The following is a 25840-nucleotide window of genomic DNA, read 5'->3' as shown; positions in this document are numbered from 1 at the left end:
GTGCCCTTCTTAACCACGCCCGGTCGGGGAGGTGCGGTCCATCGAAGCGGGCGGCCGGGATGCTTCCGCGCCGCCCTACACTGAATGTCCAATGGAGACGGCGGCGCCGCTGTGCTCGCGGGACTGTTCGACATCCGCCCCGCCCCGCCTGCGCGTGGGGCCCGGCCGGGCAGCGCCGCCGGCCATCGCACCAGGGAGCACACCATGGCACTGACCGACGAGGCCATCGAGAAGATCAAGGAGATGATCCTCTCCGGTGCGCTGCGCCCCGGCGACAAGCTGCCCAAGGAGGCCGATCTCGCCGAGCGGCTGGGGCTGTCGCGCAACTCGCTGCGCGAGGCGGTCAAGGCCCTGTCGCTGATCCGGGTGCTGGACGTGCGCCAGGGCGACGGGACGTACGTGACCAGCCTCGAACCGGGGCTGCTGCTGGAGGCGCTGACGTTCGTCGTCGACTTCCACCGCGACGACACCGTGCTGCAGTTCCTGGAGATGCGGCGCATCCTCGAACCGGCGGCGGCGGCGCTGGCCGCGCAGCGGATGAGCGAGGAGGACGTGGCCAAGCTGTACACGGTGGTCGACGCGATCGGCCCCGACGCGTCGCTGGAGGAGCTGGTCGCCAACGACCTGGAGTTCCACCGGCTGATCGCGGCCGGGACGGGCAACGCGGTGCTGTGCTCGCTGATCGACGGCATGTCCGGCCCGACGACCCGGGCCCGGATCTGGCGCGGCCTGACCCAGGAGCGGGCCGTGGAACGCACCCGCGAGCAGCACCTGGCCATCCTCGACGCGATCGCCGCCCGCCGCCCCGAGGTGGCCCGGTCCTGGTCGCTGATCCACGTCGCCGGAGTCGAGGAGTGGCTGCGCCGAGCCCTCTGACCCGTCCCGCCGCCGCGCGGGACGGGTCGGCTGTCCGGCTGATGTGGTGCCGGTCACAGGGGATGAAGAATCCTCGGCTATGGATTCAGTGCTGACCCAGGTGTTCCTGCCCGTCGCTCTCGGTATCGTGATGCTCGGCCTAGGCCTCGGGCTCACCGTCGCCGACTTCAGGCGGATCCTCGTCTTCCCGAAGGCCGTGCTGGTCGCGCTGGTGTGCCAGGTGCTGATCCTCCCCGCGGCGTGCTTCGGGCTGGTCCTGGCCTTCGACCTGCGTCCCGAGCTGGCCGTGGGCATGATGCTGCTGGCAGCCTCGCCCGGCGGCACCACGGCCAACCTGTACAGCCACCTGTTCGGCGGCAACGTCGCGCTCAACGTGACGCTGACCGCGGTCAACTCCGTGCTGGCGATCTTCACGCTGCCGGTGGTGGTGAACCTGTCGCTGGGCTACTTCATGTCCGGCACCGGCCAGATCGGGCTGCAGTTCAGCAAGACCCTGCAGGTGTTCGCGATCGTGCTGATCCCGGTCGCGATCGGCATGTTCGTGCGGCACCGCTCGGTGTCGTTCGCCGAGCGGATGCACAAGCCGGTGCGGATCCTGTCGGTGGTGGTGCTGGTCGCGGTCATCCTCGGCACGCTGCTGTCGGAGCGGGACAACGTCGCCGACTACTTCGCCAGTGCCGGGCTGGTCGCGCTGGTCTTCAACGTGGTGAGCCTCGCCGTGGGCTACTACCTGCCGCGGCTGGCGCGCATCGACCGGGCCGACTCGGTCGCCGCCGCGATGGAGATCGGCATCCACAACGGCACCCTTGCCATCTTCATCGCGACCACGCTGCTGGCCAACACACAGCTGGCGGTGCCCGCGGCGGTGTACAGCATCATCATGTTCTTCACCGCCGCCGCCTTCGGCTACCTGGTCAGCCCCGCCCGCAGCGCCCGGGTGGAGCCGGAGCCCGAGCCCGCCGCCTGAAGCGTCAGGAAGGGCACCTTCTACATCGCAAAGCGAGCTGAGCCGCTGCTCATCTCGCTGACGCGAGCTGACGAAGGTGCCCTTCCCTTTGCCTAGGGGAGCACTTCGGAGCGGACCAGGTCGACGGCGAGCTGGACCGTGCCGGGGGAGGCGGTGGGCAGGGAGCCGCCGGGGAACGGCGGCTGCGGGTCGTATTCGAGGGCGAGCTGGACGGCGCGGGCCAGCTCCTCGCCGGCCAGGTGCGCGGCCAGGCGCAGGGCCATGTCGAGGCCGGCGGAGACGCCCGCGGCGGTGATGATCCGGCCGTGCTCGACGAAGCGCTCGGGCACGTAGGTCGCGCCGTAGTGCGCCAGGTAGTCCTTGGCCGCCCAGTGGGTGGTGGCCGTCTGGCCGGACAGCAGCCCGGCCGCGCCGAGCATCAGCGCGCCGGTGCAGACGGAGGTGGTCCAGGTCGAGGTCGCGTGGGCGGTACGGGTCCAGTCGACGTACACGGGGTCGGCGGCGGCCTCGAAGGCGCCGACCAGGCCGCCGGGGATCACGAGGACGTTGGGTTCGGGCAGGTCGGCCAGGGCGGCCGCGGCGTTCATGGTGAGCAGGCCGGTGTCGGCGACGACCGGGCCGGGCTCCTTGGCGACGAACGTGACGTGGGTGTCGGGCAGCCGGGCCAGCACGTCGTACGGGCCCACCGCGTCCAGCGCCGTGAACCCCGGGTAGAGCAGGATCGCGACGGTCATCATGGACCCACTATCGCCCGCCCGGCCCGGCAGCCGGGTGGGAACGGGCCGTTCAGCGCGCGTGGCGGCGGCGGGGGCGGCGGCGGCCGGAGTTGCGTACGCCGAGCAGCCAGAACCCGGCCCCGGCTACCAGCGCGACCATCGCGCCGCCGATCAGCACCCCGCTGACCTGCTGCGTCGTGCTGAGCAGGGACACCTCGGGCGCGCCGGCCGGGGGCGGTGCGGCGGCGACGGCGGGTGTGCCGGCGGCCGCGGCCTCGGGCGTGGGGGAGGACGAGACCAGCGGTTCGGCGCTGGGCAGGGCGCTGGGCGACGGGGTGAGCGAGAGCGAGGGGCTCGGTGAGGGCTTGCCGCCGAGCGGGGACACCTCGACCCGGGCGCTGCTCGCCGAGGCGGCGCGCACGGTGATGGTGAGCTTGTTGGCCGGGTCGGTGAGCACGGTGCCGGCCGGGACGAGCAGCGGGCTGCCCGACCGCGTCGGATTGATCATGTATGCGTTGCGGTAGTCGCGGGTGTTGCCGCTGACGGGCACGGCGTAGACGCGTACCCCCGGCTTGTCGACCGCGCTGTCCACGGCGCCGCGGGCGCGCAGCTCGACGAGGTAGTGCAGGGTGCGCGAGGCCTTGACCTCGACGGCGCGCAGGCCGCTGGCGGACGCGGGCGCGTGCAGCGGGGTCAGCGTGTACGTGCCCGACCCGGCCACGTCGCGGTGCCGGTCGGCCGCCAGCCAGCCGCTGTGCAGCAGCTCGGGCGAGGAGTAGCCGCGGCCCGCGCCGCCGGAGCCCATCGGGGAGTTGCCGCTGTGGCCGTTGGCCTTGCAGGAGGAGACGATGCTGCCGGGGCAGTCGCGTTTCGTCTCGTGCGGGTAGCCGTGGTTGTGGCCGATCTCGTGCACGACCGCGGCCAGCGACGGCCGGGGCGGGAACCAGGTCACCCGGCCCGGCACCTGGCCGAGCCCGGCCCAGTCGCAGGCGCCGACGTCGAACAGGACCGCCACCGAGTCCCAGGCCACGCCAAGCCCGGCGAGGTGGTCCTGCGCGGTGACGCGGGCCTCCTCGCTGTAGCACTTCGACGTGTCACTGGCGCCCGCCGCCAGCGCGGCGTTCGGCGGGGCGAGGTAGACGCCGTCGCCCGCGGCCGTGAACCGCAGCCGCCCCTGCGTCACCGCGTCGGTCCACGAGGCGAGCGAGCCGCTGCCGCCCAGGAACAGGTTGCGCGCGTACGCCGTGTCGGCGAGCTGGGTCTGCCGCTCCTCGGTGGACCCGTTCTGGATCATCACGACGGCCAGCCGCTTCGTGGCGGGCGCGGCGACGGCCCGGACCTGGGCGGACTGGCCCGGCGCCGGAGGCGGGGCGGCCGCGGCGGCGGTGACCGGTATGAGGGTCGGCGTGATGAGCAGGACGGCGATGAGGAGTCGCATCAGGGGGTGCTCGCCTTCAGGCGGGAGCGTCATCCCCCGGAATGCTAGCCGCCGGTCGTTTCCGGAACTGTCAGCCCGGCGTCAGCAATGCGCTCCCGGAACGGCCGGCGCCGCAGCGCGCCCGCGATCTCGGTGAGCAGATCGGACAGCGGCATGGACAGCTCGGCGTCCAGCTCGCGCATCGCCGCGCTGGTCGCGGCCCACTCCGCCTCGATGACGGGCAGCAGGTCACGGGCCTGTGCGGTCAGGCTGACCACGCGCTGGCGGGCGTCGGCCCCGGGGGACAGGTCGACCAGTCCGGCGCGGTGCATCTGGGCCACGGTCTGGCTGGCCGCGGAGTGGGTGACGCCGACGCGGCGGGCCAGGTCGCGGATGGGCATCGGGCCGTCCGCGAGCAGCGCGCGGACCACGGGGGAGTGGCGGGGGCGGTAGTCGGTCAGGCCCAGCTCGGCGTACACCTTGGCCACGTCGCCGTCGAGCAGGTCCAGCACGTGGCGCAGCAGCGTGCCGACCGCCTCGCGTTCGGGCAGTGCGTTCACGCTGATAATGTAACAGCGCTGTCATATTCTCCCGGAGGTGGTTCCGTGTACCCGCTGAGCGAGCCCTACGACACCGGCATGCTCGACGTCGGCGACGGCAACCTCGTGCACTGGGAGGTCTCCGGCAACCCGCACGGCAAGCCTGCCGTCGTGCTGCACGGCGGGCCGGGGTCCGGCGCGGGGGCGGGCTGGCGGCGCTACTTCGACCCTTCGGCATACCGGGTGGTGCTGTTCGACCAGCGCGGCTGCGGGCGCAGCACGCCCAGCGTGGGCGACCCGGCCACCGACCTGTCCGTCAACACGACCCGGCACCTCGTCGCCGACATCGAGCGGCTGCGCGAGCACCTCGGCGTCGAGCGCTGGCTCGTGCTCGGCGCCTCCTGGGGCGCCACCCTGGGGCAGGCGTACGCGCAGCGCCACCCCTCGTCGGTATCGGAGATGGTGCTGTTCAGCGTCACCGCCGGGACCGCCGGGGAGATCGACTGGATCACGCGGCAGATGGGGCGGATCTTCCCGCAGGAGTGGGCCCGGTTCCGCGACGGGGTGCCCGAGGGGGAGCGGGACGGCAACCTCGCGGCGGCGTACGCGCGTCTGCTGGCCTCGCCCGATCCGGCCGTGCGGGATAAGGCCGCCCGGGACTGGTGCGACTGGGAGGACGTGCACGTGGGCACCGCGCCCGGCCACCGCCCCGACCCGCGCTACGACGACCCGGAGTTCCGGATGGTCCTCGCGCGGGCGGTCACTCACTACTGGGGCAACGACTGCTTCCTGGAGGACGGCGAGCTGCTCGCCAACGCCGGGAAGCTGGCCGGGATCCCCGGCGTGCTGGTGCACGGCCGGCTCGACGTCAGCAGCCCTTGCGACACCGCCTGGCACCTGGCCCAGGCCTGGCCCGGCGCCGAGCTGACCCTCGTCGAGCAGGCAGGGCACGGCTCCGCCAACGGCATCGGCGACGTCGTGCTCGCCGCCCTCGACCGCTTCGCCACCCGCCCCTGACCCCGCCGGCCAAGCGCCGAGCGGCCAAGATCCACCGACTTGCCTGGCACCTGGGCGTATCTTGGGCCCGCTTTCGCCCGTATGCCAGGCAAGTCGGTGGGTCTTGGCCGGGCGAGGGCCGCGGGCACTGCTGGACGGGCGCTCCCGGGGCTGTTAGCGTAACGGCTGTTACGTAACGGGTGTTACGGAAAGGGGGCAGGCGTGCCGAGGCTGGTGGATCATGACGAGCGGCGCGAGCAGCTGTCGGCCGCGGTGTGGCAGGTGGTCGGAGAGCACGGCCTGGACGGGCTCACGCTGCGCGCGGTCGCCGACGCGGCCGGCTGCACCACCGGGCGGGTCGCGCACTACTTCCGCGACAAGAACGCGCTGCTCCTGCACGCCAGGGCCGTCATGCACCGGCGCATGGCGGCGCGCATCGACGCGCTGCCCGACCCCGGCGACCCGAGGGCGCGGCTGCGGGCGGTGGCGCTGGAGGGGGTGCCGCTCGACGAGGAGCGGCGGCTCAACTCCACGATCTGGGCCACGTTCCTGATGGCGGCGCGCACCGACCCGGTGATGCTGGCCGAGCACACCGTCCGGCACGAGTCCTGGATCCGGCGGCTGACCGGCCTGCTGCGCGACGCGTACGCCGTACCCCCGCCTGATCTGGAGCTGCGCGCCCGCGGGCTGGTCGCCTTCCTGGAAGGGCTGGCGCTGTGCGGCGTGGCCACGCCCGCCCTCTACCCGCCGGACCTGCTGGTCGCGGCGGTCGACAACCAACTGGAACTGCTGCTGGGAGCACGTTGATGGGCACGGACACCACCACCATCGAGATCGCCGAGGTGGCGCCGGAGGATCCGCGGCTGGCGCCGCTGATCGCCGCGCTGCGCGCGGAGCTGGACGCCCGCTACCCCGAGGAGATCGACTTCGAGCATCCGCAGGTCAGGCAGGCTGCCCGCTTCCTGCTGGTGCTCGCCGGCGGCGCGGCGATCGGCTGCTGCGCCGTGCAGCCGCTGGACGGCGGCGAGGCCGAGCTCAAGCGGATGTACGTCGACCCGGCCTGGCGCGGCCGCGGCATCGCCCGCCGCCTCATGCCCGAGGCGGAGAAGCTGGCCGCCCGCACCGGCGCGCGCCTGTTCAAACTGGAGACCGGCGTGCGCCAGCCCGACGCGATCACCGTCTACGAGCGCGCGGGCTTCACCCGCATCCCGAACTACCCGCCCTACGACCGCTGGGACCTCTCCGTCTGCTACGCCAAACCCCTGTGACGAAAGGAAGGGCACCTTCTCATCGGATTCCGTAGTAGAAGGTGCCCTTCTTGGCGCCGGTCAGGCGGGGCAGTGGGCGGCGGAGCGTTCGTGCTCCGGCAGGCCGATGTGGGCCGCGACGACCCGCTCGGGCACGCCGTCGGCGAGGCTGTCGGACAGGGCCCGCTCGCGGACCGCCAGCAGCCGTTCCGTGTTCGTCTCCAGGACCCGGTCCAGCAGTGCGAGCTGCGCGAGCAGGCCGCTGTCGGCATCGGACGGCGGGCTGGCCTCGGCCGCGGCCAGTGCCGCGCGGATCTCGTCGGGCGTCACCGCGCCCAGTTCGGCCACGTCGGGCAGCGGCCAGCCGTGGTGGTGCACCAGGATCGCCGCGAACAGGATGCGCGAGGCCTGGTTGGCGGCCCGGTAGCCGTCGACGAAGCGCAGCCAGTGGGCGGTCTGCGCCAGCCGCTCCTGGGGGTCGTCGGGCAGGCCGGTGCCGATGCGCGCCGCGGGCAGCAGGCGCAGCGCCTTGTCGTATGCCAGGGACAGCAGCTCGCGCAGCTGCGTGGCGACGAGCTGGCGTTCGGCCAGGTCGCGTTCGGTGCCGCCGTCCGGGGTGAGGCCGGTCCAGTCGAGGATGACCGCGGCACGGGGCGCGCAGGAGCGGTGGCCGCAGATCACCTCGGCGACGTCGGCGGCGGTCCAGCGCTCGCGGGCGACCAGGGACAGGGCCGCCTGGTCGCGGGCGAGCAGGGCGCGGCGGTACTGGTGGCGCAGTTCCATGGTGAGGGTGCACACGTCGAGCGCGCCGCGGTCGACGTCCTGACGCTCCAGCTGCGCGATCTGCCGGGCGAGTTCAGGCACGCTGATATCGGCGATCGGGTTCGTCATGCCTCGACGCTAACGCCGGGTGGAGGCGGGTTCGCCTGATTCCTGATCTGCTGTGGGATTTCTGACCTTCGTCAGGTGCGGGGACTCCGGGCTGTCGCGTTCGTCCGTTTCCGCGCTGCGGCCGGGGCGCGCGGGTGAGGTGTCGCGCCGTGCGCGAGGGCTGCCGGATCGCAGGTGGGGGCTTGACAAGAAAATTTGTCGGTGGCAGGGTGTGGGCATGTTCGATGTTGCGGTGATCGACGATCCGGCCGCGGCCGAGGCGTCGCTGGACCCGATCCGGGCCCGGCTGCTGGCCGCGCTGGTGGAGCCCGGCTCGGCCACCACCCTGGCCGCGAAGATCGGCCAGCCCCGGCAGAAGGTCAACTACCACCTGCGCGAGCTGGAGCGGCACGGGCTGGTCGAGCTGGTGGAGGAGCGCCGCAAGGGCAACGTCACCGAGCGCGTGCTCCAGGCCACCGCCGCGTCCTATGTGATCTCCCCGATCGCGCTGTCCGCGGTGCAGCCCGACCCCGGCCGCGCCCCCGACCGGCTGTCCGCGCGCTGGCTGCTGGCCCTGGCCGCGCGCCTGGTCCGCGACGTGGGCGAGCTGCTCACCGGCGCGGCGCGGGCGAAGAAGCGGCTGGCCACGTTCGCGATGGACGGCACGGTCCGGTTCGCGAGCCCGGCCGACCGGGCCGCGTTCGCCGAGGAGCTGGCGTCGGCCGTCGCGGGCCTGGTCAGCAAGTATCACGACGAGCGGGCCGAGGGCGGGCGCGAGCACCGGGTGATCGTCGCCGTGCACCCGAGCGTGACCCGCCAGGCGGAGGAGGACTGAGATGGGCAGGGACTTCGAGGTCCGGCACGACCTGCCGGTCGAGGCCACCCCCGAGGAGATCTGGGCGGCGATCGCGACCGGCCCCGGCATCGACTCGTGGTTCATGGGCCGCAACGAGGTGGCGCCCGGACCGGACGGTGCGGTCAGCACCGTCTTCGGTGGGTACGCCCCGACGCTGCCGATCACGGCGTGGGAGCCCGGACGGCGGCTGGCCTACGGTGAGCCGCCCGACGCCGACGGCCGGTTCGTGGCGTACGAGTTCCTCATCGAGGCACGGGCCGGCGGCAGCGCCGTGCTGCGTACCGTGACCAGTGGTTTCCTGCCCGGCGACGACTGGGCCGACGAGTTCGAGGCGATGGGCCTGGGACTGGCCCTGTTCTACGGCACCCTCGGCGAGTATCTGACCTGGTTCCGGGGCCGCACGGCCCGGCCGGTCACCGTGTTCGGGCCGCCGGTGGCCGACTGGCCGCGGGCCTGGACGGCGCTGCACGGCGCGCTCGGCCTGGCCCACGATCCCCGGCCCGGCGACCCGGTCACGCCGACCGTGGGCGGTGCGGCGCTCACCGGCACGGTCTACCACGTCAGCGCCCACGCGCTCGGCGTGCGCACCCCGGACGCGCTGCTGCGCTTCGTGCGCGGCTTCCAGGGCTCGATGCTGGCCATGCACCACCTGTTCACCCCCACCGAACCCGATCCCGATGCGGCGTGGCGGTCCTGGCTGGACCGGACGTTCGCGGCATGACTTCGAAGGAGCACCCCATGAGCAGCGTCATCTCCGCGGACGGCACCGCGATCGCGTACACGAGGATCGGGCAGGGCCCGGCGGTCGTGCTGGTCGACGGGGCGATGTGCTTCCGGCGGATGGGCCCGGCCGGGCCGCTGGCCAGGCAGCTCGCCGACCGGTTCACGGTGTGGACGTACGACCGGCGCGGCCGTGGCGAGTCCGGCGACACCGCGCCCTACAGCGTCGAGCGCGAGGTCGAGGACCTGGACGCGTTGATCAAGGAGGCGGGCGGCGACGTCTACCTCTACGGCATCTCGTCGGGCGCGGTGCTGGCCTGCGACGCCGCCGCGCGGCTGGGCGGCATCCGCAAGTTGGCCGTGTACGAGCCGCCGTTCATCGTCGACGGCACGCACGAGCCGCGCCCGGACGACTACCTGGACAGGATGGACGCCATGATCGCGCAGGGGCGGCGCGGGGACGCGGTCGCCACGTTCATGCGCACCGTCGGCATGCCCGCCTTCCTGGTCGCGCTGTTCCGGCTGATGCCGAACTGGCCGAAGCTGAAGCGGGTCGCGCACACGCTGCCCTACGACTTCCGGGTGCTCGGCGACACCGGCGCGGGACGGCCGCTGAACGCGCAGCGCTGGGCCGGGGCGCAGCTGCCCGCGCTGGTCATGGACGGCGGCAAGAGCCCGCAGTACATGCGCAACGCCGCCAAGGCGCTGGCCGGGGCGCTGCCGCAGGCCGAGTACCGCACGCTGCCGGGGCAGACGCACCTGCTCAAGCCGGAGGCGGTCGCGCCGGTGCTCAAGGAGTGGTTCGCCTAGAGCTTCTTGACCAGCAGCTCGAATTCGAGATCGTCGCGCCGGGGCAGGCCGAAGCGCTCGTCGCCGTACGGGAACGGGCTGGTCTGCCCGGTGCGGGCGTAACCACGCCGCTCGTACCAGGCGATCAGCTCCGCGCGGACCGTGATCACGGTCATGTGCAGCTGCGGCACGCCCCACTCGGCGCTGGCGTAACGCTCGGCTTCGGCGATCACGGCCTTGCCGAGGCCGCCGCCCTGCAGGTCGGGGCGCACGGCGAACATGCCGAAGTAGGCGTAGCCGTCGTGGCGCTCCAGGTGGCAGCAGGCCAGCAGCTCCCCGTCGCGCTCGGCCAGCAGGATCACGCTGCCGGGCGCGGCCACGTGCGCGGCGACCGCCTCGGGATCGGTGCGCTGGCCGTCGAGCAGGTCCGCCTCGGTGGTCCAGCCGGCCCGGCTGCTGTCGCCGCGGTACGCCGACTCGACCAGCGCCACGACCGCCGCCACGTCGCCCGGCCCCGCCGCCCGCACCGCCACCTGCTGCACCATGCTCCCGCCTTCCACCCCGTACCCACGCGACCAGCGCCACGCTACGCCGCCGCTCCGCGGAGGTTAGGAAGGGCACCTTCTTATACGCATAGCGTTAAGAAGGTGCCCTTCCTTTCGCTAGCGGGTGTTGACGAGTTTGGGGTGGGACTTGGTCCAGGCGGCGAGGGTGTCGGCGCGCAGGGCCGCGAAGTAGGTCTTCTGCACGGCGTCGAGGCGTTCGCCCTGGTAGCCGCCGCCGGTGAAGACGCCGCCGCCGGGCATGCCGGTCAGGGTCAGGTTGGCGGGGCGGATGTTGCGCAGGGCGTAGAGGAACTCGGTGGGCTTGCGGCCGCGGCCGTCGAAGGTCAGCGTCGCGCCCAGCGCGGCCACGATGCCGTCGAACTTCGCCGGGTCGGTGAGCACGTCCCGGCTCAGCGCCTTGGTGAGCATGGCCTTCATCAGCTGCCGGTGGTGGCGCTGACGGGTGTACTCGCCGCCGGTGGTGTAGCGCTGGCGCGCGTAGTCCAGCGCCTGCCAGCCGGTCAGGTGCCGGGTGCCGACGTTGTAGGTCATGCGCGGCCCGGAGTAGCCGTGCTCGCAGCCGCGGCAGACGGCGCGGTGCACGCCGTCCGGGCGGCGGTGGATGGAGACCACCTTCTGGTCGACGTACAGGTCCACGCCGCCCAGCGCGTCGATCAGCTTCGTGTAGCCGCGGAACGTGATCACCGCGCCCGCGTCGAAGCGCTTGATGCCGGTGTACCCGCTTACCGCCTTGGCCATGAGCTGGAAGCCCTGCGCGATGTTCCAGGTGCCGCTCTTGCCCGGCACCCGCCCGCCGAAGGTCATCGCGTGGGTCAGCTTGCTGCGGCCGCCGCCGTAACGGGACGGCTTGAACGCCGGGATGTCCACCAGCAGGTCGCGGGGCAGCGAGGTGAGGTACGCGTTGCTGAGGGTCTTGTCGACGTGCAGGATCATCACCACGTCGCCGTGCGGCGGCGAGCCCTTCTGCGCCTCGCGGGTGTCGATGCCGACGATGAGGAAGTTCAGCGGGCCGGTGATGTCCGCCCCGGCCGGGGGCGTCGGGCTGGGACTGGGGCTCGGCGGCGCCGACGGCTCCGGGGAGTCGCTCGGGCCGAACAGGTCGACCTGGGGGATGGCTTCGTCCACCCGCGTCTGGGCGACCCGCACGGCGGCGTAGGCGCCGCCGCCGATCAGGGCCAGCACCACGCCGAGCAGGATGAACAGCCGAGCAGAGCGCGTCATGGGGGGCTCCGGGGGTATGGCGCCGTCGGGGCCTCGAATGCTAGCCGTAACGGCGCCGCCGCGGCAGTCCGGTGATCAGCTCGCGGGACGGGCCCGCTCGACCGCGTCGGCGGTGCGCTGGTCGCCGCCGGCGCGCAGGCCCGCGACGACGCCGTCCACATCGGCCGGTGGGCGGTTCTGGCTGAGCTTCCACTTCGCCTCGACGCGGCTGATGCGCAGCTCGACGCCGACGATGGCGCGCAGCTGGCCCGCGACGTACGCGGCGGGCGCGTCGTCGACCGACCACGGGTGGGCGCGGCCCTGCTCGTGCCGGTCGGTCAGGCGGCGCACGAGGTCGCCGGTCCAGGCCGGGTCGTCGTGCACGACCAGCTCGCCGTACGCGTGCACCACGGCGTAGTTCCAGGTCGGCACGACGCGGCCGTGCTCGGCCTTCGACGCGTACCAGGCGGGGGAGACGTAGGCGTCCGGGCCGCGCACGATCACCAGGGCCTCGCCGAGCACCGGGCGGCGCCACTGGTCGTTGTTGCGGGCCAGGTGGCCCAGCAGCGCGCCGTGCGGCCCGGCGGCCGGGTCGAACAGCAGCGGCAGCGTCGTCGCGGCCAGACCCTCGGCGGTCGCGGTGACCAGGTCCGCCGCGCCGGGCCCGGCCAGCAGCTCGCGTACGGCGGCCTCGTCGGCGGCGAAGTGGGCGGGTGTGTACATCGTCAGGCCTTCCGGGCGGCGGGGGTCAGGGCGGGACGGCGGGTGCGCTGGATCGCCGCCACGCAGGCGAGCACCACCAGCGCCGCGCCGATCGAGGCGGGGGTGACCGCCTCGCCGAGCAGCAGTGCCGACCATGCCATCGTCAGCACGGGTTGCGCGAGCTGGATCTGGCCCACCCGGGCGATGCCGCCCCGGGCCAGGCCCGCGTACCAGGCGAAGAAGCCCAGGAACATGGAGATCACGGTGACGTAGCCGAACGAGGCCCAGGCCGCCGCGTCGGCGCGCGGCGGGTGCACGGCGACCGACAGCAGCGTGATCGGCACCGTGACGGGCAGCGACACCAGCAGCGCCCAGCAGATGGTGCGCGCCCCGCCCAGCTCGCGGGCCAGCGCACCGCCCTCGGCGTAGCCGAGCCCGCACAGCACCACGGCGGCGACCAGGTACAGGTCGGCGACGGTGAGCGCGCCCCGCACCGCGCCGCCCGCGACGAGGAACGCGAGCACGGCCAGCAGCCCGGCCGCGGCGGCGGCCCAGAACAGCGGCGACGGGCGCTCCCCGGCGCGCAGCACCGCGAACACCGCGGTCATCGCGGGCAGCAGCGCGACCACGACCGCACCGTGGGCGGCGGTCTGGGTGGTCAGCGCGAGCGAGCTGAACAGCGGGAATCCGATCACGACCCCGGCGGCGACCACGGCCAGCCGCCGCCACTGGGCGCGGGTGGGGCGCGGGGCGCCGGTCCAGCGCAGGTACGCCCAGGCCAGCAGGGCGGCGCCGACTGCCCGGCCGAACGCGATGAACCACGGGTCGAGCTGCTGCACGGCGACGCGGGTGGCAGGCAGCGACATGCTGAACGCGAGCACGCCCAGCGCGCCGAGGACCAGGCCGCCGACCGGGTCGGCCGATGCCGTTACCGGATCCGGCACAGTAGCGTTACTCTTGTCTCTCATGAACAACGGTAACGCAGTGGACCGCGTTATCCAAGATCTGCGCGGGCTGGCCCTGGCGGCCGCACCGGGCACCCGGCTGCCGTCGGTGCGCGAGCTGACCGCACGGCACCAGGCGTCCCCGGTCACCGTCGCCGAGGCGATCCGGCAGCTCGCGGTCCAGGGGGTGCTCGAAGCACGGCCCGGCAAGGGCACCTTCGCCGCCGCGCCCGCGCCGGACGAGCGCCGCGTGCCGGACCTGTCCTGGCAGACGGTCGCCCTCGGCGCGGCGTTGCCCGGCGAGCAGGAGCTGCAGGCGTTACTGGCGATACCGCCCGCCGGGGCGATCGCGCTGTCCGGCGGATACCTCGACGCGGACCTGCAGCCGGCCGCCGCGCTCGGCGCCGCGCTCACCCGAGCCGCCCGCCAGCCCGCCGCCTGGCAGCGCGGACCCGTCGAGGGCCGGGCCGACCTGCGCGACTGGTTCGCCCGGGAGGCGGGGGGCGGGCTGCGCGCCGAGGACATGGTGATCTGCCCCGGCGGTCAGGCCGCGCTGTCCACCGCGCTGCGCGCGCTGGCCGCGCCCGGCGACACGCTGCTCGTCGAGTCCCCGACGTACCTCGGCGCGCTGGCCGCGGCGCGGGCCGCCGGGCTGCGGGTGGTGCCGGTGCCCGCCGACGCCGACGGGGTACGCCCGGACCAGCTCGCCGCGGCGTTCGCCCGCACCGGGGCGCGGCTGTTCTACTGCCAGCCGCTGTACGCCAACCCGCACGGCGCCACCCTGGCCGCGCACCGCCGCGCCGACGTCGCCGATGCGGGGCGCGCCGCCGGGGCGTTCCTGATCGAGGACGACTACGCCCGCGACCTGACCATCGACGGCGAGCCGCCCGCGCCGCTGGCCGCCGGCGACCCCGACGGGCACGTCGTCTACCTGCGCTCGCTCACCAAGTCGACCGCACCGGGCATGCGGGTGGCCGCGATCGGCGCGCGCGGCCCGGCCGGGGCGCGGCTGCGCGCCGCCCGGCTGCTCGACGACTTCTTCGTGTCCGGCCCGCTGCAGCAGGCGGCCCTGGAGTTCGTGACCTCCCCGGCCTGGTCCCGCCACCGCCGCACCCTGCGCACCGCCCTGCGCGACCGCCGCGAGGCACTGCTCTCGGCCCTGTCCCGCCACCTGCCCGACCTGGTCCCGGCCCGGATCCCGCGCGGCGGCCTGCACCTGTGGGCGCCCCTGCCCGGCGGCACCGACGACACCGCCCTGGCCGCCGCGGCGGCCGCATCCGGCGTCGTCGTCTTCCCCGGCCGCCCCTGGTACGCCGCCGAACCCCCGGCCCCCCACCTGCGCCTCACCTACGCCGCCACCCCACCCGCCCTCATCCCCGAAGCCGTCATCCGCCTAGCCCAAGCGATGAAAGGAAGGGCACCTTCTTAACGGTTTCGGTAGAGGAAGGGCACCTTCTTAACGCCCGCGCGCCCGCCGTCCGAGCCGCGCAAGTGCAGGGCGGGGCGCCGGGCAGGGTCGGGTCAGGGCAAGGTCAGGGGACGGGTTCGGGGTCGGTCACGTCGGACCAGGTGCCGGCGAGGCCGGACACGGAGGCGTCGGCGTCGAGCGCGACGGCGGTGCCGTGCTCGCCCGCGCCGAGGGTGATCTCCCGGCCGCGCAGCCGCTCGTCGGCGATCACCGGCCACGGCTTGCGCGAGCCGTACGGCGTGATCGTGCCGCGCTCGTACCCCGTGGCGTCCTTGGCCTCGGCGGCGTCCGGCAGGGACAGCCGCGAGACGCCCAGCAGCGCCCGCAGCTTGGGCCACGAGATCACCCGACCGCCGGGGACCAGCACGAACAGGTAGTCGTCCGCACCGCGCCGCACCACGATCGTCTTCACCACGTCGGGGATCTCCACACCGCGCGCGGCGGCGGCCTCCGCCAGGCTGCGCACCGGGCCGTGCCGGATCACGCGGTGGTCGAGACCTGCGGCGGTGAGCGCGTCAAGGGCGGCCGTCATGGTCGCACCCTACCTCGCCCCGCCGTAAACGTGACGCAGGACATAGAACGATCGTTCTCCCGACTCTTGAGCCGGCCGCGCGCGACGGTCTACCGTCAACGGCAGACAGAACGTTCGTTCTACCTTGATGAGAAGGCAGGAGCCATGACCGCCCCCGACACGATCGTGCTGATCCACGGCCTGTGGATGACCCCGCTGAGCTGGGAGCACTGGATCGACCGCTACACCCGGCAGGGCTACCGCGTGCTCGCCCCGAGCTGGCCGGGCCTGGAGGGCGGGGTCGAGGCGCTGCGGCGCGACCCGTCGCCGCTGGCCGGGCTCGGCGTCGCGCAGGTCGCCGACCACTACGAGCGGATCATCTCCGACCTGCCCACCCGGCCGATCATCATGGGCCACTCCTTCGGCGGCCTGCTCACTCAGCTCATGCTCGACCGGGGCCTGGGCGCGGCCGGCGTCGCCATCCACTCCGGACAGGTGCGCGGCGTCTACCGGCTCCCGTTCACCCAGCTCAAGGCGGCGTCGCCGGTGCTCGGCAACCCCGCCAACCGCAACCGGGCCGTGCCGTTCACGCACGAGCAGTTCCACTACGCCTTCACCAACACGCTCAGCGCGCAGCGGTCCCGGGAGGCGTACGACCGCTACCACGTGCCCGCCGCCGCGCGGATGCTGTTCCAGGGCGCGTTCGCGAACCTGGACCCGAGGTCGCCGCTGGCCGTCGACGTACGCCGCGCCGACCGCGCGCCGCTGCTGTTCGTCGCGGGCGGTGCCGACAACATCGTGCCCGCCTCGGTGAACCGGGCCAACCACCGCCTCTACCGGCACTCGCCCGCGCTCACCGAGTACCGCGAGTACCCCGGCCGCAGCCACTTCACGGTGGGCCAGGACGGCTGGGAGGAGGTCGCCGACCACGCGCTCGCCTGGGCCGCGGCACACGCCCGCTGACCGGGGTTCCTAGTCTGGGCAGGTGACCGAGATGACGGCAAAGCCCTCCGCGGCGCGCGAGCGGCTGCTCGCCGCCGCGGCCCGGACCTTCTACGCCGAGGGCATCCACGCGGTGGGGGTGGACCGGGTGATCGAGCAGGCCCAGGTCACCCGGGCCACCTTCTACCGCCACTTTCCCGGCAAGGACGACCTGGTCCGTGCTTACGTCGAGGCGGCCGACGCGGACATCCGGGCCCGGCTCGCGGCGGCGCAGGCGGTCACCGCCGATCCTTACCGGCTGCTCGGCCTGTGTGTCGAGGGCATCGGCGAGGACATCTGCGCGCCCGGGTTCCGCGGCTGCCCGTTCATCAACGCCGCGGCCGAGTTCCCGGACCCGGACCATCCGGTCCACCGCGCCGTGGTGACGCACCGCGCCTGGTTCCGCGACGCGCTGGCCGGGCTGCTGACCACCATCGGGTACGCCGACCCGCAGCTCGGCGCGGACACCCTGGTCATGCTGCGGGACGGGGCGATGGTGGCGGGTTACCTGGGCTCGCCCGACGCGGCCCGCGCCAACCTGCGCGCCGCCGCGTCCGCGATGTTCCCCCGCCCGGACGGCGGTGCTGATGTCGGCTAGGCGTCGGGCGGCTGTGCTCCGGCGACCGGCGGCCCTACCTTGCGGGGCATGAGAACTAGGCTCGCGCTCGCCGCCGTACTGGCGGCACTGGCATCCGTGCTCGCCGCCCCGGCCGCCGCGCACGCCGCGCCGGACCCCCTGGCCTGCTCGGCGATCGGCAGCTACAGCCGCTCGGGCAGCAGCGACACGTTCTGGCTGATCGGCACGGTCGACGGCTACCGCTACTGGCAGGTCGCCGACGCCTTCAACAACAACTACCGCCGCAGCTACGTCGTCAAGTGCGACGGCGCCACCATCGTCTCCTCCGCCGATCTGGCGGTGACCAGCACCAGCGGTGCCCGCTGCGGCACCGCGTCGGCCGGTGCGTACCAGTACGCCGGCACCCGGATGGCGCTCGCGCCGCTGGAGTCGTGGCCCGGCTGGGTCATCGAGACCGACTACCGCTACTGGCGCGTCAACCGCTGGGTGACCATCGGCTTCTACGGGTTCTGGATGTACGACCACTCCGAACTCGCCGCCTGCCTGGCCCCCTGACGGCGCCGGCGGCCGCTGCCGGAACGACCCGGTCAGCGGCCGCGCGTCGGTTAGGCTGCCCGGCGTGTACACCGTGCGGCAGGCCGCCCCGGACGACCTGGCCGGGGTACGCGCCGTCGCGCGGCGGTTCGGCAACCTGGCGATGTGGCCGCGCCGCCCGGACTACCTCGACCGCGAGCTGGCCAACGGGCGGCTGCTGGCGGGGTTCGCGGGGACCGAGCCGGTCGGGTTCGGCGCGACGTTCCTGCGCGGCGGGCTGACCCACCTGGCCGACCTGTTCGTGCTGCCCGAGCACCAGTCGTCGGGCCTGGGCCGGGCGCTGCTGGCCCGGCTGCTGCCCGTCACCGCGCCGCGGGTCACCTTCGCCTCGTCCGACCCGCGGGCGGTGGCGCTCTACATCCGGCAGGGGATGCGCCCGGTCTGCCCGCTGCTCTACCTGCGCGGCCCGCTCGGCGGGCTGCCCGGCCGCGAGCCCACCGCCGCTGCGGCCGACATCGCCGCCCTGGACGCCGACGCCTCCGGTGGCCGCCGCGACGCCGACCTGGCCTGGTACGCCGCCCTGCCGGGGGTGAGCGTGCACCGGACCGCCGATGGCTACGCGGTCGTGCGCGCGCTGGGCGACCGGGTGCTGGTCGGCCCGGCCGGCGGCCGCACCACGCAGGCGTGCGCGGACGCTGTGCTGGCCGCGCTGGCGGCACACCGTGCGGCGGGCACGGCGGCGCTGGCCGTGCTCGGCCCGAACCCGCTGCTGCCGCTGCTGCTGGAGGCCGGGTTCAGCATCGCCGACATGGACGTGTTCATGTCCAGCGGTGGCGACCCGATCGCCCTGGACCGCTACCTGCCCCACCCGGACTTCGGTTAGAGCAGCTTGACCGCGGCGCCCGTCATCAGGGGGACCGGCAGGTCGGCGGATCCGTGCCCGGACCGGTCGCGGCTCCCGCTCCGGGCCGGTCCGGGAGCGGACGCCGGGCGGCGGAGCCGCACGCCGGGCGCCACCCTGCGGCGCTGGTCCGGGCACTGTGCGGCGTGGTCGCCGCCGTGCGGTGGCGTCTTCGGCGGGGCGGTCGCGTGGCCGCGGGCCCGTGCGGGCGGGCGCGGGGCGGCCGTACCGTGCGGGCACTGTCGCGGATCAGCGGGAAGGAGTGGGCCATGGTGCTGTTCGTGGCCGCTGCGGTGCTCACGATCTGGGGGTTCGCGGCCGACAGCGGCGGCCTGCGCACCGCGGGCTGGATCGTGTGGGGTCTGGGCGTGCTGTGGGTCTGGGTGACCTCGGGCGGCCGGTTCGGGCTGCGCGCGACGATGGTCCGGCGGATGCTGCGCGACACCGGGCAACTGGCCCTGGCCGCCGCGCAGGGCGACCCGGTCGCGATGCGCACGCTCGGGCTCGCGTACAAGATCAATGGCGATCTGGACGCTGCCGAGCTGTGGCTGCGCCGGGCCGCCGAGGCAGGCGACGCCGAGGCGCTGTTCGACATGGGCCGCCTGGTCGAACAACACCGGGGGCTGGCGGAGTCGGAGGAGTGGTTCCGGGGCGCCGCCGAGCGCGGGCACGCGGTGGCGCGGGCGATGTTCGCCGAGGGCGGCGTGTTCCACCCGGACCGGCCGCGTGGGTGAGTCTCAGACGAGCAGCTGCGAGTCGCGTACGGCCTTCGACGCGTCGGAGCACAGGAACGCGACGGTGGTGGCGATGTCCTCCGGTGCGGTCCAGCCGCTGCGGTCGGCGTCCGGCATCGACGCGCGGTTGGCGGGGGTGTCGATGACGCCGGGCAGGATCGTGTTCACCCGCACGCCGTCCTTGGCGTACTCGGCGTGCAGCGCGCCGGCCAGGCCCAGCACGGCGGTCTTCGCGGTGAGGTAACCCGCCGCGCCCCGGAACGGCTTGCGCACGGCCTGGCTGGACACCAGCACCACGCTGCCGCCGCCCGCGGCGGCCAGGTGCGGCAGGGTCGCCTGGCACACCAGGTACGCCGGGCGCAGGTTCAGCCGCAGCTGCGCCTCGAACTCCTCGACGGGCGTCTCGTGCACCCGCCCGCCCATCGCGAACCCGCCAACCAGGTTCACCACGGCCCGCAGCGGCCGGTCCGGGTCCGCCGCGGCCTTCGCGGCCACCGCCCCGACCGCGGCCGGGTCGGTGAGATCCGCCTGCACCAGCACCAGCCCGGAGTCCCCGGAGGGCACCCGGGTCAGCTCGTCCTCGGAGTGCCACGGCACGACCACCCGCCGGCCCTCGTCGAGCAGCCGCCTGGTCACCGCCGCCCCCAGTCCGCCCGTGCCACCTGTGACCAGCACCGTCCCGCTCATACCCGTCCTCTCCACCGCCCTCCGAAAAGGAAGGGCACCCTCTTAACGCTATCCGTATAGGAAGGGCACCTTCTTAACCCTCGCCGCTCAGGTGCGCGACCACGCGGTGGGACAGTGTGTCGAGCGCGGCGATCTCCTCCTCGGTCAGCAGATCGATCATGTTGCGGCGTACCGACTCGACGTGGTGCGGTGCGGCCTCCTCGATGGCGCGCAGCCCCGCCTCGGTCAGCACGATCATCGAGCCCCGGGCGTCGCCGGGGCACTCCTCCCGGTCGACCAGGCCGCGCTGCTGCATGCGGGTGAGGTGGTGGGACAGCCGGCTCTTGGACCACAGCATGGTCGCCGCGAGCTCGGTCAGCCGCAGCCGGTGCGGCGAGACCTCCGACAGGTTGGACAGCACGTCGTAGTCGGCGTCGGACAGGCCGCTGTCGGCGGCCAGGTCGCGGGTGATCTGCAGGTCGAGCAGGGCGCGCATGCGCCGGTAGCCGCGCCAGGCGCGGGCCTGCCGCTCGTCGAGCCAGCGGGGTTCAGTCACGGGCTTCACCATACCCCCTTGTTGACATGTCACCAACCGTCTGGCTATGTTGGTGACATGTCAACAAAGGAGTACGGGATGCCACGCCTCAACGTCATCGTCGCCTCGACCCGGCCCGGCCGGATCGGTCACGTCATCGGCGACTGGTTCGCCGCCACCGCCACCGCGCACGGGGCCTTCGACGTGCACGTGGCCGACCTCGCCGAGCTGGCGCTGCCGTTCCACGACGAGCCCGGCCAGCCGGTCGACGGCGGCCCGTACACCCACGAGCACACCCGCCGCTGGAGCGAGACCACCGCGGCCGCCGACGCCTTCGTGTTCGTCATGCCGGAGTACAACCGGGGTTACAGCGCGCCGCTGAAGAACGCGCTCGACTACCTCTACCGCGAGTGGCACCACAAGCCGGCCGGCTTCGTCAGCTACGGCATGTCCTCGGCCGGCATGCGTGCGGTCGAGCAGCTCAAGCCCGTGATCGCGGCGCTGCGCATGGTGCCGGTCGCCGAGGCGGTCAACATCCACCTGCGCCAGACCGTGGACGCCGACGGCGTGCTCGCCCCGACCGCGGCCATGGGGCACGCCGCCCGGGGCATGCTGGACGAGATGCGGCTGCTGACCGGCGTGCTGTCCGGCGCGCGGGTCGCGGCGTGAGGGGAGCGGGCATGGGTGAGCAGGACGGGCTGTGGCGGATCATCGGGGACACCGGCCGCGGGGTGCTGGCCACGATCAAGCGCGACGGGCGGCCGCAGCTGTCCAACGTCGACTACCTGGTCACCGGCGGGGTGATCCGGTTCTCCAGCACGGACGGGCGGGCCAAGGTGCGCAACCTGCGCCGTGACCCCCGGGTGAGCTTCCACGTGACGGTGCCGGGTGGTGGGGCGTACGCGGTGGCGGAGGGCGTCGCCGAGCTGTCCGAGGTGGCCGCGGGGCCGGATGACGCGGCGGTGGCGGAGCTGGTCGAGGTGTACCGGGGGATCCGCGGCGAGCACCCGGACTGGGCCGAGTACCGCGCGGCGATGGTCGCCGACTCCCGCCTCGTGGTCCGCATCCACGTCGAACGCCTCTACGGCTGGCTCGGCTGACCAGGTCCACGCCCGCGCGACGGCCTGTCGGCGGCATGCCCGTCCCGCCCGTCCCGTGATCCCCGGGCGAAGGGCCCGGCGGCGTGGAACGCTGGAGACATGGACGAGAAGCAGATCCTCGATCGGATCGACGTGCTGGTCGCCGAGGAGCACCAGCTGCGTACGAAGCGCCTGCAGGGCGCCATCGACCCGGAGACGGAGTCGGCCCGCCTGCGCGACCTGGAAGAGACGCTCGACCAGTGCTGGGACCTGCTGCGCCGCCGCCGGGCGCTGCGCGACGCGGGCGAGAACCCCGACGACGCCAAGGCGGCCGACGTCTCCCAGGTCGAGGGCTACCTGCAGTGATGAGGGGTTAAGAAGGGCACCTTCTACTACGCATAGCGTGCTGAGCTGCTGCTCATCTCGCTTCGCGAGCTGACGAAGGTGCCCTTCCTTCGGGTGGGTGTGCGGGACCTGCGCACCCACCCCTTGCCGTGCCGCCGCTAGGCGACGGCTACCGGCTCCCCCTCGGAGTCGAGGTCCGCGTCGCGACGGGGCGAGCCCTCGTCGACGAAGTAGTCGCCGTGCTCGGTGGCGTCCGGCCCGTCGGCGACCCTGACGGCCCGCAGCAGCAGCGTGCCGAGCACCGCGACGAGCAGGTTGACCAGCACCGCGACGAACCCGGCGTAGATGGTCATCTTGGTGTCGAAGCCGAGCTTCTCCAGCGGGAAGGCCGAGCCGGCGAAGTGCATACGCCCCGTCGCCGGGTTGGCGATCTGGTAGAGCATCCACATGCCGAAGCCCATGCCGGCGACCCAGCCCGCGATCAGCGCGCCCTTGTGGAACCAGCGGGTGAACAGGCCCAGCGCCACCGAGGGCAGCGTCTGCAGGATGATCACACCGCCGATGAGCTGCAGGTCGATGGAGAACTGCGGGTCCAGCAGGACGATGCACAGCAGCGCGCCGACCTTCACCACCAGCGAGGAGATCTTGCTGACCTTGGCCTCCTGGGCCGGGGTCGCCGTGCGGTTCAGGTACTCCTTGTAGACGTTGCGGGTGAACAGGTTCGCCGCGGCGATCGACATGATCGCGGCGGGCACCAGCGCGCCGATGCCGATCGCGGCGAACGCGACGCCGGCGAACCAGTCCGGGAACTGCTTGTCGAACAGCACCGGCACGATGGTGTTGGTGTCCACCGAGCCTTCCTTCGCGCCGGGCAGCGGCTTGACCCCGGCCGCGATCGCGGCGAAGCCCAGCATCGCGAGCAGGCCCAGCAGCAGGGAGTACGCCGGCAGCGCGGACATGTTCCGCTTGATCACGTCCCGGTTGCGGGAGGCGAGCACCCCGGTGACCGAGTGCGGGTAGAGGAACAGCGCCAGCGCCGAGCCGAACGCCAGGGTGATGTACTGCAGCTGGTTGTTCGCGTTGAGCAGCAGCCCGTCACTGGCGGCCGGGCTGGCCTCGAACTTGTCGGCCGCCGCGCCGAAGATCGCACCCCAGCCGCCCAGCTGCGCGGGCAGCCAGAAGATCGCGACCAGGATGACGATGTAGATCAGCGTGTCCTTGACGAACGCGATCAGCGCGGGGGCGCGCAGGCCGGACTGGTAGGTGTACGCGGCCAGGATCGCGAACGCGATGATGATCGGCGCGTGCCGGGCCAGGGCCGAGTCGCCGGTGACGCCCATGGTCTTGAGCACGGCCTCGATGCCGACCAGCTGCAGCGCGATGTACGGCATAGTCGCCACGATGCCGGTGATCGCCACCAGCAGCGCCAGCGTCGGCGAGCCGAACCGGGCGCGGACGAAGTCGGCGGGGGTGACCAGGCCGTGCCGGTGCGACACCGACCAGAGCCGGACCAGCACCAGGAAGAACATCGGGTAGATGATGACGGTGTAGGGCACCGCGAAGAAGCCCATCGCGCCCGCGCCGAACACCAGGGCCGGCACCGCCACGAAGGTGTACGCCGTGTAGAGGTCGCCGCCGACGAGGAACCAGGTGATCCACGAGCCGAAGTTGCGCCCGCCCAGGCCCCACTCGTCCAGGTGCTCCATGTCGACCGGCCGCCGCCAGCGGGACGCGACGAAGCCCATCGCGCTCACGCCGACGAACAGCAGCGAGAAGATGATGATCTCGGTGAGATGGTCACGCCACATAGGTCAGCCCTCCCCGCGCCGCTTGGTCATCTGGTACACCAGCGTCGTGGTGCTGACGCCGACCAGGATGTACGCCAGCTGCTGCCAGTAGAAACGCGGGAAGCCCAGCAGGTCCGGGCTCTCGGCGTTGAAGAAGACGGTGATCAGCGGCAGGACGATGGGGATCAGCAGCAGCCAGTTCCAGGGACTGCGATCGCCGGGCCGCGGTGGGGGCGTCGGATCCGCCATGGCGCGTGCCTCCTCGCATGAAGGGATGGATCAACGGTGCGGGGAGGATACGCAGCTCGCGCCGCACGGCTTGCCCATTCGTCTCCAGACACGCGCCGAGCGGCCGCTGCGGTGCGCCGAACGGTTGGCACGGGTCGCCTGAAGGGGTTGCCAGATCCAGATCACACTCCGGTTCCCGGGGGTGTGTAAGCGCATACGTGTTCGGTACCGTCCTCGGATGCCCGTTGTGCCGCCGCACGTACTCGCTGACCGATACCGGCTCCGTGAACCCCTGGGTCAGGGCGGGATGGGCATGGTCTGGCTCGCCACCGACGAGAGCCTCAAGCGCGACGTCGCGGTGAAGGAGGTCGTGCCCCCGGCCGGGCTGACCACCGAGGAACGCGACGAGATGTACGCCCGCTCGATGCGCGAGGCCCGTGCCATCGCCCGGGTCAGCCACCCCAACGTGGTGCGCATCTTCGACGTGGTCAACGTGGACGGCCGGCCCTGGATCGTGATGGAGCGCCTCACCGGCCGCTCGCTGGCGGCGGTCATGGCCGAGGAGGGCCCGCTGGCGCCCGAGCGCGTCGCCGACATCGGGCTCGGCGTGCTGGCCGCGCTGCGCGCCGCGCACAACGCGGGCATGCTGCACCGCGACGTCAAACCCGCCAACGTGATGGTGGGCGACGACGGCCGCGTCGTGCTCACCGACTTCGGCCTGGCCACGCTGCCCGGCGACCCCGCCGTGACGCGCACCGGCTTCATCCTCGGCTCGCCGTCCTACATCGCCCCGGAACGCGTCGACGGCGGCGACGTCGGTCCCGCCGCGGACCTGTGGTCGCTGGGCGCGACGCTGTACGCGGCCGTGGAGGGGCAGGGGCCGTACCACCGCCCGAACGCCATGGCGACGCTGGCCGCGCTGGCCACCGAGGAGCCCACCCCGCCACGGCTGGCGGGGCCCCTCAAGCCGCTGCTGTCCGGCCTGCTGCGCAAGGACCCTTCCGTGCGGATGAAGGCCGCCGAGGCCGAGCAGACCCTGCTGCGCGTCGCCGTCGGCCGCCGCGGTGGCGCGGCCTTCCCGGGGGTACGCGCCAAAACCGTGCCCGCCCAGCGGCAGCCCGCCTACGTGCCCCGCAGCAAGCGCGCCGAACTCGCCGACGCGGCGGCGAACGAGCCCACGCCGCAGCAGGGCACTGACCGGCCCGCCGACCAGGGCCAGGCGGCCGCGGCCGTCGCGGGCGCTGCGATCACCTCGTCCGAGACGCCCGCGTCCGGCAAGCGTGAGGCGCGGGCGACGGTACCCGGCCCGGCCGAGCCGGCGGCGGCTCCGGCAGCGGCCGGCGATCGTGGCGGCTCCGGCACGGGCTCGGGTGAGGCCGTGTCCGCCGCGGACGGTGTCGCGCCTGCGCGGCCGGGCCGGGTGCGTCTGGCCGCGCTGGTCGCGGCCGGGCTGGCGGTGCTGGTCGTGGGCGCGGTGTTCCTGCTGCCCCGGCTCGGGGACAAGCCGCGCGAGCAGGGCGCCCCCGCCGCCCCCAGCACTTCCGCGGCCGGCCCGAGCGCTGCCCCGTCGCCGAGCGCGTCGCCGTCGCCCGCCGCGCTGGTGCTTCCTGCGGGCTGGCACATGTACAAGGACCGCACGGGCTTCTCGGTCGCCGTGCCCAAGAACTGGCGGGTGACCCGGGAGGGCTCCATCGTGCGGTTCAAGGAGCCCAGCGGCGGGCGGCTGCTGCTGGTGGACCAGTCCGACTTCCCGAAGAAGGATCCCGTCGCCGACTGGAAGCGGCAGGAGGCGCGGCGGGTCGCGGCCGGCGACTGGAACGACTACCGCCGGGTGCGCATCGAGAAGGTCGACTACTTCCTGGCCTGCGCCGACTGGGAGTTCACCTACCAGGGCCGGGGCGGGCGCAACCACGTCATCAACCGCGGCTTCGTCACCGGCCCGAAGCAGGCCCACGCCATCTACTGGTCCACTCCGGAGTCGAAGTGGCAGGACAACCTCGACGAGTTCGCCCTGATCACCGCCAGCTTCATACCCAACCCCAAGTAGCCCCCCGGCCGCTCAGGCGTTGATCGCGGTCTCGTGTCACAA

31 protein-coding genes are annotated in these 25840 nt (G+C 73.4%); 18 read left to right on the top strand and 13 right to left on the bottom strand.

Features of this window, described 5'->3' with window-relative positions; all coding sequences use genetic code 11:
- The first annotated feature begins 204 nt into the window (after nucleotides 1-204).
- Together Cba03nite_RS12245 and Cba03nite_RS12240 are read left to right on the top strand one after the other, a co-directional pair.
- The gene (locus Cba03nite_RS12245) at nucleotides 205-876 is read left to right on the top strand and encodes a FadR/GntR family transcriptional regulator (RefSeq protein ID WP_203745320.1); all 672 of its coding nucleotides are present in this window, start codon (nucleotides 205-207) and stop codon (nucleotides 874-876) included.
- A gap of 46 nt (nucleotides 877-922) precedes the next feature.
- Nucleotides 923-1843 (top strand): bile acid:sodium symporter family protein, encoded by a 921-nt coding sequence (locus tag Cba03nite_RS12240; protein WP_275411574.1) that lies wholly within the window; start codon nucleotides 923-925, stop codon nucleotides 1841-1843.
- 92 nt (nucleotides 1844-1935) lie between these two features.
- Here Cba03nite_RS12240 and Cba03nite_RS12235 read toward each other — a convergent pair whose 3' ends face one another.
- From Cba03nite_RS12235 to Cba03nite_RS12225, 3 genes are read right to left on the bottom strand one after another with little or no spacing between them, the layout of a single operon-like run.
- Complete coding sequence (locus tag Cba03nite_RS12235) at nucleotides 1936-2580, bottom strand: DJ-1/PfpI family protein (protein ID WP_239125668.1); 645 nt, start codon at nucleotides 2578-2580, stop codon at nucleotides 1936-1938.
- Nucleotides 2581-2629: 49 nt separating this feature from the next.
- Complete coding sequence (locus Cba03nite_RS12230) at nucleotides 2630-4030, bottom strand: hypothetical protein (RefSeq protein ID WP_239125667.1); 1401 nt, start codon at nucleotides 4028-4030, stop codon at nucleotides 2630-2632.
- 11 nt (nucleotides 4031-4041) lie between these two features.
- Nucleotides 4042-4536 carry a MarR family winged helix-turn-helix transcriptional regulator gene (locus tag Cba03nite_RS12225; RefSeq protein WP_203745315.1) on the bottom strand — a complete coding sequence of 165 codons (495 nt, stop codon included), beginning with the start codon at nucleotides 4534-4536 and terminating at the stop codon, nucleotides 4042-4044.
- 45 nt (nucleotides 4537-4581) lie between these two features.
- Between Cba03nite_RS12225 and pip the strand changes: the two genes are divergently transcribed.
- The 3 genes from pip to Cba03nite_RS12210 all read left to right on the top strand — a co-directional run bounded on the left by pip (nucleotide 4582) and on the right by Cba03nite_RS12210 (nucleotide 6779).
- Nucleotides 4582-5532, top strand: a complete 951-nt coding sequence (gene pip / locus Cba03nite_RS12220; protein ID WP_203745313.1) for a prolyl aminopeptidase — start codon at nucleotides 4582-4584, stop codon at nucleotides 5530-5532.
- 201 nt (nucleotides 5533-5733) lie between these two features.
- Nucleotides 5734-6318 carry a TetR/AcrR family transcriptional regulator gene (locus Cba03nite_RS12215; protein ID WP_203745311.1) on the top strand — a complete coding sequence of 195 codons (585 nt, stop codon included), beginning with the start codon at nucleotides 5734-5736 and terminating at the stop codon, nucleotides 6316-6318.
- Entirely contained in the window at nucleotides 6318-6779 is a 462-nt protein-coding gene (locus Cba03nite_RS12210; protein WP_203745309.1) for a GNAT family N-acetyltransferase, read from the top strand. Before Cba03nite_RS12215 ends, Cba03nite_RS12210 begins: the two co-directional genes overlap by 1 nt.
- A gap of 60 nt (nucleotides 6780-6839) precedes the next feature.
- Here Cba03nite_RS12210 and Cba03nite_RS12205 read toward each other — a convergent pair whose 3' ends face one another.
- Nucleotides 6840-7649 (bottom strand): hypothetical protein, encoded by an 810-nt coding sequence (locus tag Cba03nite_RS12205; protein ID WP_203745307.1) that lies wholly within the window; start codon nucleotides 7647-7649, stop codon nucleotides 6840-6842.
- A 217-nt stretch (nucleotides 7650-7866) separates the two neighbouring features.
- Between Cba03nite_RS12205 and Cba03nite_RS12200 the strand changes: the two genes are divergently transcribed.
- From Cba03nite_RS12200 to Cba03nite_RS12190, 3 genes are read left to right on the top strand one after another with little or no spacing between them, the layout of a single operon-like run.
- Complete coding sequence (locus tag Cba03nite_RS12200; RefSeq protein ID WP_203745306.1) at nucleotides 7867-8463, top strand: winged helix-turn-helix domain-containing protein; 597 nt, start codon at nucleotides 7867-7869, stop codon at nucleotides 8461-8463.
- Between the two features lies 1 nt (nucleotide 8464).
- Nucleotides 8465-9205 (top strand): SRPBCC family protein, encoded by a 741-nt coding sequence (locus tag Cba03nite_RS12195; RefSeq protein WP_203745304.1) that lies wholly within the window; start codon nucleotides 8465-8467, stop codon nucleotides 9203-9205.
- A gap of 17 nt (nucleotides 9206-9222) precedes the next feature.
- Nucleotides 9223-10014 (top strand): alpha/beta fold hydrolase, encoded by a 792-nt coding sequence (locus Cba03nite_RS12190; RefSeq protein ID WP_203745302.1) that lies wholly within the window; start codon nucleotides 9223-9225, stop codon nucleotides 10012-10014.
- On the opposite strand, the gene Cba03nite_RS12185 is transcribed toward Cba03nite_RS12190, so the two are convergent.
- The 4 genes from Cba03nite_RS12185 to Cba03nite_RS12170 all read right to left on the bottom strand — a co-directional run bounded on the left by Cba03nite_RS12185 (nucleotide 10011) and on the right by Cba03nite_RS12170 (nucleotide 13405).
- Complete coding sequence (locus Cba03nite_RS12185; RefSeq protein ID WP_203745300.1) at nucleotides 10011-10538, bottom strand: GNAT family N-acetyltransferase; 528 nt, start codon at nucleotides 10536-10538, stop codon at nucleotides 10011-10013. The two genes, Cba03nite_RS12190 and Cba03nite_RS12185, sit on opposite strands and share 4 nt — an antisense overlap.
- Before the next feature lie 117 nt (nucleotides 10539-10655).
- Entirely contained in the window at nucleotides 10656-11780 is a 1125-nt protein-coding gene (locus tag Cba03nite_RS12180) for an LCP family protein (RefSeq protein WP_203745299.1), read from the bottom strand.
- Between the two features lie 75 nt (nucleotides 11781-11855).
- Nucleotides 11856-12482 carry an FMN-binding negative transcriptional regulator gene (locus tag Cba03nite_RS12175; RefSeq protein ID WP_203745297.1) on the bottom strand — a complete coding sequence of 209 codons (627 nt, stop codon included), beginning with the start codon at nucleotides 12480-12482 and terminating at the stop codon, nucleotides 11856-11858.
- A gap of 2 nt (nucleotides 12483-12484) precedes the next feature.
- Nucleotides 12485-13405, bottom strand: a complete 921-nt coding sequence (locus Cba03nite_RS12170; RefSeq protein WP_239125666.1) for a DMT family transporter — start codon at nucleotides 13403-13405, stop codon at nucleotides 12485-12487.
- Between the two features lie 22 nt (nucleotides 13406-13427).
- On the opposite strand from Cba03nite_RS12170, the gene Cba03nite_RS12165 reads away from it, so the two are divergent.
- Entirely contained in the window at nucleotides 13428-14834 is a 1407-nt protein-coding gene (locus Cba03nite_RS12165) for an aminotransferase-like domain-containing protein (protein ID WP_203745293.1), read from the top strand.
- Between the two features lie 103 nt (nucleotides 14835-14937).
- On the opposite strand, the gene Cba03nite_RS12160 is transcribed toward Cba03nite_RS12165, so the two are convergent.
- Nucleotides 14938-15405, bottom strand: coding sequence for an aminoacyl-tRNA deacylase (locus tag Cba03nite_RS12160; protein WP_203745291.1), 468 nt, complete (start codon nucleotides 15403-15405; stop codon nucleotides 14938-14940).
- Nucleotides 15406-15549: 144 nt separating this feature from the next.
- Between Cba03nite_RS12160 and Cba03nite_RS12155 the strand changes: the two genes are divergently transcribed.
- The 5 genes from Cba03nite_RS12155 to Cba03nite_RS12135 all read left to right on the top strand — a co-directional run bounded on the left by Cba03nite_RS12155 (nucleotide 15550) and on the right by Cba03nite_RS12135 (nucleotide 19111).
- Nucleotides 15550-16347 (top strand): alpha/beta hydrolase, encoded by a 798-nt coding sequence (locus Cba03nite_RS12155; protein ID WP_203745290.1) that lies wholly within the window; start codon nucleotides 15550-15552, stop codon nucleotides 16345-16347.
- A 31-nt stretch (nucleotides 16348-16378) separates the two neighbouring features.
- The gene (locus Cba03nite_RS12150) at nucleotides 16379-16963 is read left to right on the top strand and encodes a TetR/AcrR family transcriptional regulator (protein ID WP_203745289.1); all 585 of its coding nucleotides are present in this window, start codon (nucleotides 16379-16381) and stop codon (nucleotides 16961-16963) included.
- A gap of 48 nt (nucleotides 16964-17011) precedes the next feature.
- Nucleotides 17012-17497, top strand: a complete 486-nt coding sequence (locus Cba03nite_RS12145) for a hypothetical protein (protein ID WP_203745288.1) — start codon at nucleotides 17012-17014, stop codon at nucleotides 17495-17497.
- Between the two features lie 64 nt (nucleotides 17498-17561).
- Nucleotides 17562-18359, top strand: a complete 798-nt coding sequence (locus tag Cba03nite_RS12140; RefSeq protein WP_203745287.1) for a GNAT family N-acetyltransferase — start codon at nucleotides 17562-17564, stop codon at nucleotides 18357-18359.
- 287 nt (nucleotides 18360-18646) lie between these two features.
- Entirely contained in the window at nucleotides 18647-19111 is a 465-nt protein-coding gene (locus tag Cba03nite_RS12135) for a tetratricopeptide repeat protein (protein ID WP_203745286.1), read from the top strand.
- A 3-nt stretch (nucleotides 19112-19114) separates the two neighbouring features.
- Here the strand turns inward: Cba03nite_RS12135 and Cba03nite_RS12130 are convergent, their stop codons facing one another.
- Together Cba03nite_RS12130 and Cba03nite_RS12125 are read right to left on the bottom strand one after the other, a co-directional pair.
- Nucleotides 19115-19798 (bottom strand): SDR family NAD(P)-dependent oxidoreductase, encoded by a 684-nt coding sequence (locus Cba03nite_RS12130; RefSeq protein WP_203745284.1) that lies wholly within the window; start codon nucleotides 19796-19798, stop codon nucleotides 19115-19117.
- A gap of 73 nt (nucleotides 19799-19871) precedes the next feature.
- Nucleotides 19872-20333 carry a MarR family winged helix-turn-helix transcriptional regulator gene (locus Cba03nite_RS12125; protein WP_203745282.1) on the bottom strand — a complete coding sequence of 154 codons (462 nt, stop codon included), beginning with the start codon at nucleotides 20331-20333 and terminating at the stop codon, nucleotides 19872-19874.
- Between the two features lie 57 nt (nucleotides 20334-20390).
- Here Cba03nite_RS12125 and Cba03nite_RS12120 point away from each other — a divergent pair, with 57 nt between their 5' ends.
- The 3 genes from Cba03nite_RS12120 to Cba03nite_RS12110 all read left to right on the top strand — a co-directional run bounded on the left by Cba03nite_RS12120 (nucleotide 20391) and on the right by Cba03nite_RS12110 (nucleotide 21757).
- Nucleotides 20391-20981, top strand: coding sequence for an NADPH-dependent FMN reductase (locus Cba03nite_RS12120; protein ID WP_239125665.1), 591 nt, complete (start codon nucleotides 20391-20393; stop codon nucleotides 20979-20981).
- An 11-nt stretch (nucleotides 20982-20992) separates the two neighbouring features.
- The gene (locus Cba03nite_RS12115) at nucleotides 20993-21412 is read left to right on the top strand and encodes a PPOX class F420-dependent oxidoreductase (RefSeq protein WP_203745280.1); all 420 of its coding nucleotides are present in this window, start codon (nucleotides 20993-20995) and stop codon (nucleotides 21410-21412) included.
- Between the two features lie 99 nt (nucleotides 21413-21511).
- The gene (locus tag Cba03nite_RS12110; RefSeq protein ID WP_203745278.1) at nucleotides 21512-21757 is read left to right on the top strand and encodes a DUF2630 family protein; all 246 of its coding nucleotides are present in this window, start codon (nucleotides 21512-21514) and stop codon (nucleotides 21755-21757) included.
- A 137-nt stretch (nucleotides 21758-21894) separates the two neighbouring features.
- On the opposite strand, the gene mctP is transcribed toward Cba03nite_RS12110, so the two are convergent.
- On the bottom strand, nucleotides 21895-23544 hold the full coding sequence (gene mctP, locus Cba03nite_RS12105; protein WP_203745275.1) for a monocarboxylate uptake permease MctP: 1650 nt from the start codon (nucleotides 23542-23544) through the stop codon (nucleotides 21895-21897).
- A 3-nt stretch (nucleotides 23545-23547) separates the two neighbouring features.
- Nucleotides 23548-23772, bottom strand: a complete 225-nt coding sequence (locus tag Cba03nite_RS12100; protein ID WP_203745273.1) for a DUF3311 domain-containing protein — start codon at nucleotides 23770-23772, stop codon at nucleotides 23548-23550.
- 217 nt (nucleotides 23773-23989) lie between these two features.
- Between Cba03nite_RS12100 and Cba03nite_RS12095 the strand changes: the two genes are divergently transcribed.
- Nucleotides 23990-25798: a serine/threonine-protein kinase gene (locus Cba03nite_RS12095; protein ID WP_203745271.1), complete on the top strand. Its 1809-nt coding sequence runs from the start codon at nucleotides 23990-23992 to the stop codon at nucleotides 25796-25798.
- Nucleotides 25799-25840 lie beyond the last annotated feature (42 nt).

It is taken from the genome of Catellatospora bangladeshensis (assembly GCF_016862575.1).
Classification (GTDB): Bacteria; Actinomycetota; Actinomycetes; order Mycobacteriales; family Micromonosporaceae; genus Catellatospora; species Catellatospora bangladeshensis.
Note: the sequence above shows the minus strand (reverse complement) of the source record. Positions and strands in the feature narration are given on the sequence as shown.

Excerpts from the sequence above, each read along its gene's own strand:
- Cba03nite_RS12185 (WP_203745300.1), bottom strand. The coding sequence starts at position 10,538 with ATGGTGCAGCAGGTGGCGGTGCGGGCGGCGGGGCCGGGCGACGTGGCG.
- Cba03nite_RS12155 (WP_203745290.1), top strand. The coding sequence starts at position 15,550 with ATGACCGCCCCCGACACGATCGTGCTGATCCACGGCCTGTGGATGACC.
- Cba03nite_RS12135 (WP_203745286.1), top strand. The coding sequence starts at position 18,647 with ATGGTGCTGTTCGTGGCCGCTGCGGTGCTCACGATCTGGGGGTTCGCG.
- Cba03nite_RS12205 (WP_203745307.1), bottom strand. The coding sequence starts at position 7,649 with ATGACGAACCCGATCGCCGATATCAGCGTGCCTGAACTCGCCCGGCAG.
- Cba03nite_RS12230 (WP_239125667.1), bottom strand. The coding sequence starts at position 4,030 with ATGACGCTCCCGCCTGAAGGCGAGCACCCCCTGATGCGACTCCTCATC.
- Cba03nite_RS12235 (WP_239125668.1), bottom strand. The coding sequence starts at position 2,580 with ATGATGACCGTCGCGATCCTGCTCTACCCGGGGTTCACGGCGCTGGAC.
- Cba03nite_RS12175 (WP_203745297.1), bottom strand. The coding sequence starts at position 12,482 with ATGTACACACCCGCCCACTTCGCCGCCGACGAGGCCGCCGTACGCGAG.
- Cba03nite_RS12100 (WP_203745273.1), bottom strand. The coding sequence starts at position 23,772 with ATGGCGGATCCGACGCCCCCACCGCGGCCCGGCGATCGCAGTCCCTGG.
- Cba03nite_RS12145 (WP_203745288.1), top strand. The coding sequence starts at position 17,012 with ATGAGAACTAGGCTCGCGCTCGCCGCCGTACTGGCGGCACTGGCATCC.
- Cba03nite_RS12095 (WP_203745271.1), top strand. The coding sequence starts at position 23,990 with ATGCCCGTTGTGCCGCCGCACGTACTCGCTGACCGATACCGGCTCCGT.
- Cba03nite_RS12115 (WP_203745280.1), top strand. The coding sequence starts at position 20,993 with ATGGGTGAGCAGGACGGGCTGTGGCGGATCATCGGGGACACCGGCCGC.
- Cba03nite_RS12210 (WP_203745309.1), top strand. The coding sequence starts at position 6,318 with ATGGGCACGGACACCACCACCATCGAGATCGCCGAGGTGGCGCCGGAG.
- Cba03nite_RS12165 (WP_203745293.1), top strand. The coding sequence starts at position 13,428 with ATGAACAACGGTAACGCAGTGGACCGCGTTATCCAAGATCTGCGCGGG.
- Cba03nite_RS12200 (WP_203745306.1), top strand. The coding sequence starts at position 7,867 with ATGTTCGATGTTGCGGTGATCGACGATCCGGCCGCGGCCGAGGCGTCG.
- Cba03nite_RS12120 (WP_239125665.1), top strand. The coding sequence starts at position 20,391 with ATGTCAACAAAGGAGTACGGGATGCCACGCCTCAACGTCATCGTCGCC.
- Cba03nite_RS12190 (WP_203745302.1), top strand. The coding sequence starts at position 9,223 with ATGAGCAGCGTCATCTCCGCGGACGGCACCGCGATCGCGTACACGAGG.
- Cba03nite_RS12195 (WP_203745304.1), top strand. The coding sequence starts at position 8,465 with ATGGGCAGGGACTTCGAGGTCCGGCACGACCTGCCGGTCGAGGCCACC.
- Cba03nite_RS12180 (WP_203745299.1), bottom strand. The coding sequence starts at position 11,780 with ATGACGCGCTCTGCTCGGCTGTTCATCCTGCTCGGCGTGGTGCTGGCC.
- Cba03nite_RS12130 (WP_203745284.1), bottom strand. The coding sequence starts at position 19,798 with ATGAGCGGGACGGTGCTGGTCACAGGTGGCACGGGCGGACTGGGGGCG.
- Cba03nite_RS12245 (WP_203745320.1), top strand. The coding sequence starts at position 205 with ATGGCACTGACCGACGAGGCCATCGAGAAGATCAAGGAGATGATCCTC.
- Cba03nite_RS12160 (WP_203745291.1), bottom strand. The coding sequence starts at position 15,405 with ATGACGGCCGCCCTTGACGCGCTCACCGCCGCAGGTCTCGACCACCGC.
- Cba03nite_RS12150 (WP_203745289.1), top strand. The coding sequence starts at position 16,379 with ATGACGGCAAAGCCCTCCGCGGCGCGCGAGCGGCTGCTCGCCGCCGCG.
- Cba03nite_RS12110 (WP_203745278.1), top strand. The coding sequence starts at position 21,512 with ATGGACGAGAAGCAGATCCTCGATCGGATCGACGTGCTGGTCGCCGAG.
- mctP (WP_203745275.1), bottom strand. The coding sequence starts at position 23,544 with ATGTGGCGTGACCATCTCACCGAGATCATCATCTTCTCGCTGCTGTTC.